We start from the raw sequence: 7,050 nt of genomic DNA on the forward strand, positions 1-7,050 counted from the left end.
TAATAAGGATGGTCATTGTAGCGGAATAACAAAATAAGCTGGAAAATAATCAGTTTAAAATCTTAGGTAAGGTGTTATGTCAAAAACCCAAACCGCGTCTTCTTTTTTATCTAACATCAGCGAGCGAGAACGTGAGGCATTAAAGCGGTTGGTAGATTACACAAATGTGGAATCGCTACCAGAAATTTGGCCTTTGGCAGCTCAACGATTTGGTGAAGTTGTCGCCCTCCGCAATCCTCATGCTAAACCAGAAGTAGTGATTACTTATACCCAGTTGGCAGAGCAAATGCAATTATTTGCTGCTGGGTTACAAGCGTTGGGAGTAAAGGTAGGCGATCGCATTTCCCTGATTGCTGACAATAGTCCTCGGTGGTTTATTGCCGATCAAGGCATCATGACTGCTGGAGGCGTTGATGCGGTGCGTAGTTCCCAAGCGGAAAAAGAAGAACTGTTGTTTATCATCGCGAATAGCGGCAGTATAGCGATCGTTGTAGAGGATTTAAAAACACTTAAAAAACTCCAAGATCGCCTCAAAGATTTACCAATTCAAGTGGTAATCTTACTTTCCGATGAAGCACCACTAACAGACGAAACCCTAAAGGTACTCAACTTTTCGCAGTTGCTTGAAATTGGGAAAAGTCATAATTTTGTGCCAGTCAAGCAAAATCGTGACGCTTTGGCAACCCTAATTTATACCTCTGGTACTACGGGTAAACCCAAGGGTGTAATGCTGTCTTATAGTAACTTGATGCACCAAGTAATCAGTTTTGGCACAGTATTGCAACCAAACCCCGGCGATATCGTTCTCAGTATCCTACCTTCGTGGCACAGCTATGAACGAACTGTTGAATATTACCTACTATCTCAAGGTTGTACGCAAGTTTATACCAACTTGCGCTCTGTAAAAGGGGATTTGAGACAATTTAAACCCAATTACATGGTCGGTGTACCCCGCCTGTGGGAGTCGATTTATGAAGGAGTGCAAAAGCAGTTCCGCGAACAACCAGCCAACAAGCAACGCCTAATTAAATTTTTATTGGGCATTAGCGACAAATATATCAAAGCGCAGCGAACTGCTCAGGGATTGGATTTAAATAATCTTCATGCTTCAGCCGCCGAACGATTAGCAGCTAAGATCCAAGCATCAGCTTTATTACCCCTCCATGCCTTGGGAGAACGACTGGTTTACGCCAAAGTTCGGGAAGCCACAGGAGGACAAGTTAAGCAGATGATTAGCGGCGGCGGTGCGCTTCCCAGACACATAGATAATTTCTTTGAAATTATTGGCGTCCAGATTTTACAAGGCTATGGCTTGACAGAAACTTCTCCTGTCACCCATGTACGGCGTCCTTGGCGGAATTTAATTGGCGCATCAGGGCTACCACTACCGTCTACAGAAGCTAAAATCGTCGATCCTGAGACAAAAGCGCCTTTACCAATAGAGAAGCGAGGCTTAGTATTGTTGAGAGGCCCGCAGATTATGCAAGGCTATTACCAAAATCCCGAAGCGACAGCAAAAGCAATTGACGCTGAGGGTTGGTTTGATAGCGGCGATTTGGGTTGGCTGACACCACAAGACGACTTAGTGCTGACTGGCAGGGCTAAAGATACGATTGTATTGACTAACGGGGAAAACATCGAGCCACAGCCGATCGAAGATGCGTGTTTGCGATCGCCATACATCGATCAAATTATGCTCATCGGTCAAGATCGGCGCAGCCTGGGAGCCTTAATTGTCCCCAATGTCGAAGCCATAGAAAAATGGGCAGCAAGTCAAAATCTAACGCTGGATACGCCCAATAATCAAGTGACTTCCTCAGATAGTCAAAAAATTGACTTGGAGAGTAGAATGATCCAGGATTTATTTCGCCAAGAATTGAATCGGGAAGTCCAAAATCGTCCAGGCTATCGACCGGATGACCGCATCGGAACGTTTAAACTCATCCTGGAACCGTTTTCCATCGAAAATGGCTTGATGACACAAACACTAAAAGTTCGCCGACATGTTGTCACGGAACGCTATCGCGATATTATTGACGGCATGTTTGCCTGATCATTCCACCTGCTAACTGTAAAGAGTGAACGTGAAATATTTATGGATGTCTCCAAATCTAATTTGCTTCTGAAACGCGTCGTTAACGTCAAAGTTATTGTTACTCCCCTCTGGAAAGAGGAAGTACAACAGCAGCTGCAAACGCAAATCAATCAACTTGACCAGCAACTGCAACAGTTAGACGTTGAAGGACAAAGAGCGATCGCGGCAATTCAAAAGCAGAGTCTGCAACCACCTGGGCCTCAGACTCTCCAACAAATTGACAATATCCAACTCCAAGTCAATCAAAAGAAAAGTGAATTTTTAGAGCAGAAAAATCAGTTGCTGCAAAACCTCCAGCAAGTGCAATTTCTCCAGCAAGATCAGGAAGTCAACCAATTCCAAATGGAAGGCTTTTTCCGAGTAGAAATCGGTGATAACCTGATTAGCAAAATGCAAGTCGAAATCGTTCTGCGCGATGGCGTTGTAGAAGAAATTCGCGGCGACATTTAAATTTGTCATTTGTCATTTGTCATTTGTCCGTTGTCATTTGTTTTGTGACCAATGACCAATGACCAATGACCAATGACTAATGACAGATGTGATTTAACTTAGTGTGAGACCGGCTCCCAGCCCAACATTCCACCTGGGAGCCAGCCCAAACGATTTGCCACACTGGAGGTGAGCTAATAAAAAGCGATCGCCCAAAGGTTGTCATCTCCGCTCGATATTTAATCGTCCCAACTGAATTATTACCCCGCTTGATTTGCGTAATCGTCACTAACGCCTGATTTGGTTGCGGATAAACTACCTCTATCTTTCGCGATCCTCCCACTGCTATCTCCTCAAAGGCATTCAGGGCAAGGGTAGTAGGATTACTGCCTTGGAGAGATGAGTTAAGTTTTTCTAAAGGTATAGTTTGATAATCGGAACGCTCTGAGAATGCTGCAACTTCCTGAGACTGATGTATTGCTCCCATCTGCTGGGTTTGCTCATCACTAGTCTCAACAATCGGTGCGGATTGCTGGTGCTGGATAATATAAACTCCAGCACCCGCTGTGGCAGAGATACTTAATATCACAATCAAAAAGAATTTTAGCTTTGCCGACATAAAAGTAAACAGGAATTTCAAATAGGTTTATTACCAATTTTGAATTCTAGATTGAACTACATCCTATATCCTCTATCCGTAAGAAGCTCTTGTATCTTAAGTAATGGTTATGAGCAATATTAAATAGCAATCCCATTTAATCTGTGAGAAACTCGTGGTGGTTTTTGCAAGTCAATGACTAAAACGAGAGCGAGCAAGATATTGGCTAACCATTGAGGATAAGTTCTGTATTATAGACCTCTAAGCTATATTTAGGTTCCTAAAGTCATTAGTCATTAGTGGATAGCCAATGCCCAATGCCCTTCAGGAGTGCTGAATGGGGAATCTCACTTCTTTACTCAGCACGGGCTAAACCTTAGCTATCCGCTAACGGAACTTGGAACTACTATGCCCCATGGCCAATGCCCAACCTAAAATATAAACAGTCTAAAACTCTCCCATCAAGATACAATTCGATCTGATAAAAACTGTTAAAGTCCATAAACCATTGATTTCCAAACCACCCTATGAGCATTCACGAAGTATTTATGCCGGCGCTGAGTTCCACCATGACGGAAGGCAAAATCGTTTCCTGGGTGAAATCGCCTGGGGACAAAGTGGAAAAAGGCGAAACAGTGGTGGTTGTAGAGTCAGATAAGGCAGATATGGATGTAGAAACCTTTTATGAGGGATTTCTTGCCCATATCATAGTTGAAGCTGGTGAAACTGCCCCAGTAGGATCTGCGATCGCCTTTATCGCCGAAACGGAAGCTGAAATTGAACAGGCGAAATCTCTTGCCAATTCTGGCGGCGCGGCTGCTACTCCTACCTCTTCCCCTGAACCAGTTGCCGCCACAGCCCCAGTCGCCATACCTGCCTTAGCGTCTCAAAATGGGTCTAACCACAAAGAAGGAAGGCTGGTAGCTTCACCCCGTGCCCGCAAGTTAGCCAAAGAACTCAAAGTTGATTTAACTACACTCCAAGGTAGTGGCCCCCACGGCCGTATTGTCGCCGAAGATGTAGAAGCATTGTCTAACAAGGGCAAGCAACCTGCACCTGCCCCAGTTGCCCCCGCAGCTCCCGTACCAACCAGCGCCCCAGTTGTACCCCCAGCACCTCGGACACCAGCACCCGCACCCGTGGCGGCGGCTGTTCCTGGTCAAACTGTACCTTTAACTACCTTCCAAAATGCCGTAGTGCGGAACATGGTAGCTACCATATCCGTGCCCGTCTTCCGTGTCGGTTATACAATTACTACTGATGGGTTAGACAAACTTTATAAACAAATTAAATCCAAAGGCGTGACAATGACAGCGCTACTGGCGAAAGCTGTAGCAGTGACATTGCAAAAACACCCATTGTTAAATGCTAGCTACTCAGACCAGGGTATTGTTTATCATTCTGATATCAACATTTCTGTCGCAGTAGCGATGGATGATGGCGGATTAATTACACCTGTGCTGCAAAATGCAGATGCAGTGGATATATATTCTCTATCGCGTACTTGGAAGTCGTTGGTAGAACGTGCCAGAGCAAAACAATTACAGCCTCAAGAATACAACAGTGGTACTTTTACCCTGTCCAATTTGGGGATGTTTGGCGTAGATAAATTTGATGCGATTTTGCCGCCTGGACAAGGTTCAATTTTAGCGATCGGGGCATCCCGTCCGCAAGTAGTAGCAACACCCGACGGTTTATTTGGCGTGCGTCAACAAATGCAAGTCAATATTACTTCTGACCACCGGATTATTTATGGTGCCCATGCTGCCGCGTTCCTGCAAGATTTAGCAAAATTGATTGAGACAAATGCTCAATCTTTGACAATGTAATTTTGAAAAGACACCAAATTTAAATGTTAGCGCTATCAGCGAACATTACTTTTTCGTGGAGTAGCGCTAACAACAAATAATGCTTACACTTCAATATTACAAATATTTAATTGATTTACGCCTAGCTATTTATCACGAGTGACATACGACAACACCCTAAAATATCTAGTTGAGCAATATCCAGAAGATTTTATCCGCTACTTACTTGCATCTGAAGCAACGGATATCCAGATTCTCAAAACAGAATTAAATCAAGAGCCAATTCGTGCCGACTCAGTAACCTTTTTGCAAACTGCTAATCAAATACTGCATTTAGAGTTTCAAACTTTACCAGCATCGACTCCACCCTTACCACTGCGGATGTTGGACTATTGGGTGCGGTTATATCGACAATACAATTGTGATATCGAACAGGTAGTAATTTTCCTTAAACCGACAACTTCAGAAGCTGTCTTTGTAGATGAATTTACTGCCCGCAATACTACCCACCGTTACCGCATCCTCCGAATTTGGGAACAAGATCCAGAACCTTTATTGTTATCTCCTGGTTTATTACCTCTGGCAACTTTGGCGCGAACAGATTCTCCTCAAAGCTTACTTCAACAGGTAGCAGTTCAGGTGAGTATGATTGAAGAAGAAGCCACCAAGCAGAGTATCTCGGTATGTACCCAACTTCTAGCAGGGTTGGTATTCGAGCCAGAACTCATTCGTCAGTTTTTAAGGAGAGAAGATATGAGAGAGTCTGCTATTTATCAAGAAATTCTCCAAGAAGGGCTTCAAGAAGGGAGACAACGAGGCATTGAACAAGGCATTGAACAAGGTATTGAACAAGGTATTGAACAAGGAAGACAATCAGAACTAAGGCTAGTGATGCGTCTATTAACTCGTAGGCTTGGTTCAATTAATTCTCAGTTACAATCTCGGTTGCAAGAGTTATCCTTGGCTCAGTTAGAAAACTTGGGTGAAGTATTACTAGATTTTGCTAGTGAGGCTGATTTAATGAATTGGCTTAATACAATAGAAAATTAGAGTTTGCTTTAAACTTTTCGACCAGTTATAAAAAAAGTTAGATTTTCGTACCTAGCTCCTTGCTCGGTTACTTCTACTTCAATTTTTTGACGATACTCTGCTTTTAATTCTGTCATTTGCTTTGATGAAACCTGTAACAAGGTATTTCATCTGGGATGAAACCATCCTCTAGCTTGCTCTAGATTGCCGTATAAAGTTAGTTGTTGAGTCTTCACTTCAATTAGACCAACGATTGGTAATAATGACATTTTTGTTATAACCTAGTTAGAATTTAAATAAATTTTCTAGTCAGACACTCTGGTAATCGAGTGCTTGACTAGAAAGTATTTACTCTACTTTTGTTATTAATTACTTTTTATGGCTAAAAAAGAAATTATTTATTCGCCTTGTAAATTATTAATTTTTAGTATTGGTTTCCTGAGCTTGTTATTGACTGGATGCTCAAGTGAAGACGGTGGAAACCAAGCGATGAGTGAAAAGATAGACAGAATAACTATCAAGGCTAAAAAAAAGTTGATATCAATGATTACTACTCAAGAAGCTGTTTTTTCAAAGCAGAAAAGTTTTGTGATAATTACCGATCAAAAAGGACAAGAACCGTCATTGAAAGATTGGGTTATTGGCGATCCACAAAGCTGTTATGGATATTACACTAGAGCGGAAAATGTTAAGAATAACACTAACATTAATAATATTGCTGATAGTATTTACGTCTATGCATTTCAAGATGCTTGTAAAGGTCATTGGGGCTTTACACTTAAATTATATGTTGGTGCTGTTTTTGCCGTTAAACTTCCTGATAGCAAGCAACTGAAAATGGTGAGTGTTATTTGCAAAGAGAATGATACGGCCTATCTTTCTAGAAAAAGTTTATCTTTACCAGAGTACACAAACGGTGGATTAAAGTGTCCTTCAAAAACAACACAAGTGTATTTCAATGATTCAAATAATTCTCCCAAATGAAAAGAATATAAGACTTTACAGCACTTGCGTCTATTATGAGGTACACTAGATTAAAATATAAATCCTTTTAAATGAAGTCCTACTCTGTCGATCTTCGAGAAAAAATA

General features: G+C 42.1%; 6 protein-coding genes. 5 read left to right on the forward strand and 1 reads right to left on the reverse strand.

Annotation, left to right across the window (positions count from 1 at the left end):
• Nucleotides 1-76 precede the first annotated feature (76 nt).
• Both V7K44_RS08165 and V7K44_RS08170 read left to right on the forward strand, forming a co-directional pair.
• Nucleotides 77-2,053 (forward strand): AMP-dependent synthetase/ligase, encoded by a 1,977-nt coding sequence (locus V7K44_RS08165; RefSeq protein WP_334930365.1) that lies wholly within the window; start codon nt 77-79, stop codon nt 2,051-2,053.
• A 42-nt stretch (nt 2,054-2,095) separates the two neighbouring features.
• Nucleotides 2,096-2,545 carry a YlqD family protein gene (locus tag V7K44_RS08170; protein ID WP_012412623.1) on the forward strand — a complete coding sequence of 150 codons (450 nt, stop codon included), beginning with the start codon at nt 2,096-2,098 and terminating at the stop codon, nt 2,543-2,545.
• Nucleotides 2,546-2,621: 76 nt separating this feature from the next.
• Here V7K44_RS08170 and V7K44_RS08175 read toward each other — a convergent pair whose 3' ends face one another.
• On the reverse strand, nt 2,622-3,143 hold the full coding sequence (locus V7K44_RS08175) for a hypothetical protein (protein WP_334930367.1): 522 nt from the start codon (nt 3,141-3,143) through the stop codon (nt 2,622-2,624).
• 506 nt (nt 3,144-3,649) lie between these two features.
• On the opposite strand from V7K44_RS08175, the gene V7K44_RS08180 reads away from it, so the two are divergent.
• The 3 genes from V7K44_RS08180 (at nt 3,650) to V7K44_RS08190 (ending at nt 6,943) form a co-directional block, all read left to right on the forward strand.
• Nucleotides 3,650-4,951 carry a dihydrolipoamide acetyltransferase family protein gene (locus V7K44_RS08180; RefSeq protein ID WP_334930369.1) on the forward strand — a complete coding sequence of 434 codons (1,302 nt, stop codon included), beginning with the start codon at nt 3,650-3,652 and terminating at the stop codon, nt 4,949-4,951.
• A 138-nt stretch (nt 4,952-5,089) separates the two neighbouring features.
• Complete coding sequence (locus tag V7K44_RS08185) at nt 5,090-5,980, forward strand: Rpn family recombination-promoting nuclease/putative transposase (protein ID WP_334930371.1); 891 nt, start codon at nt 5,090-5,092, stop codon at nt 5,978-5,980.
• A 357-nt stretch (nt 5,981-6,337) separates the two neighbouring features.
• Complete coding sequence (locus V7K44_RS08190) at nt 6,338-6,943, forward strand: hypothetical protein (protein ID WP_334930373.1); 606 nt, start codon at nt 6,338-6,340, stop codon at nt 6,941-6,943.
• Nucleotides 6,944-7,050 lie beyond the last annotated feature (107 nt).

The sequence above is a fragment of the Nostoc sp. genome (genome assembly GCF_036917235.1).
GTDB lineage: Bacteria > Cyanobacteriota > Cyanobacteriia > Cyanobacteriales > Nostocaceae > Nostoc.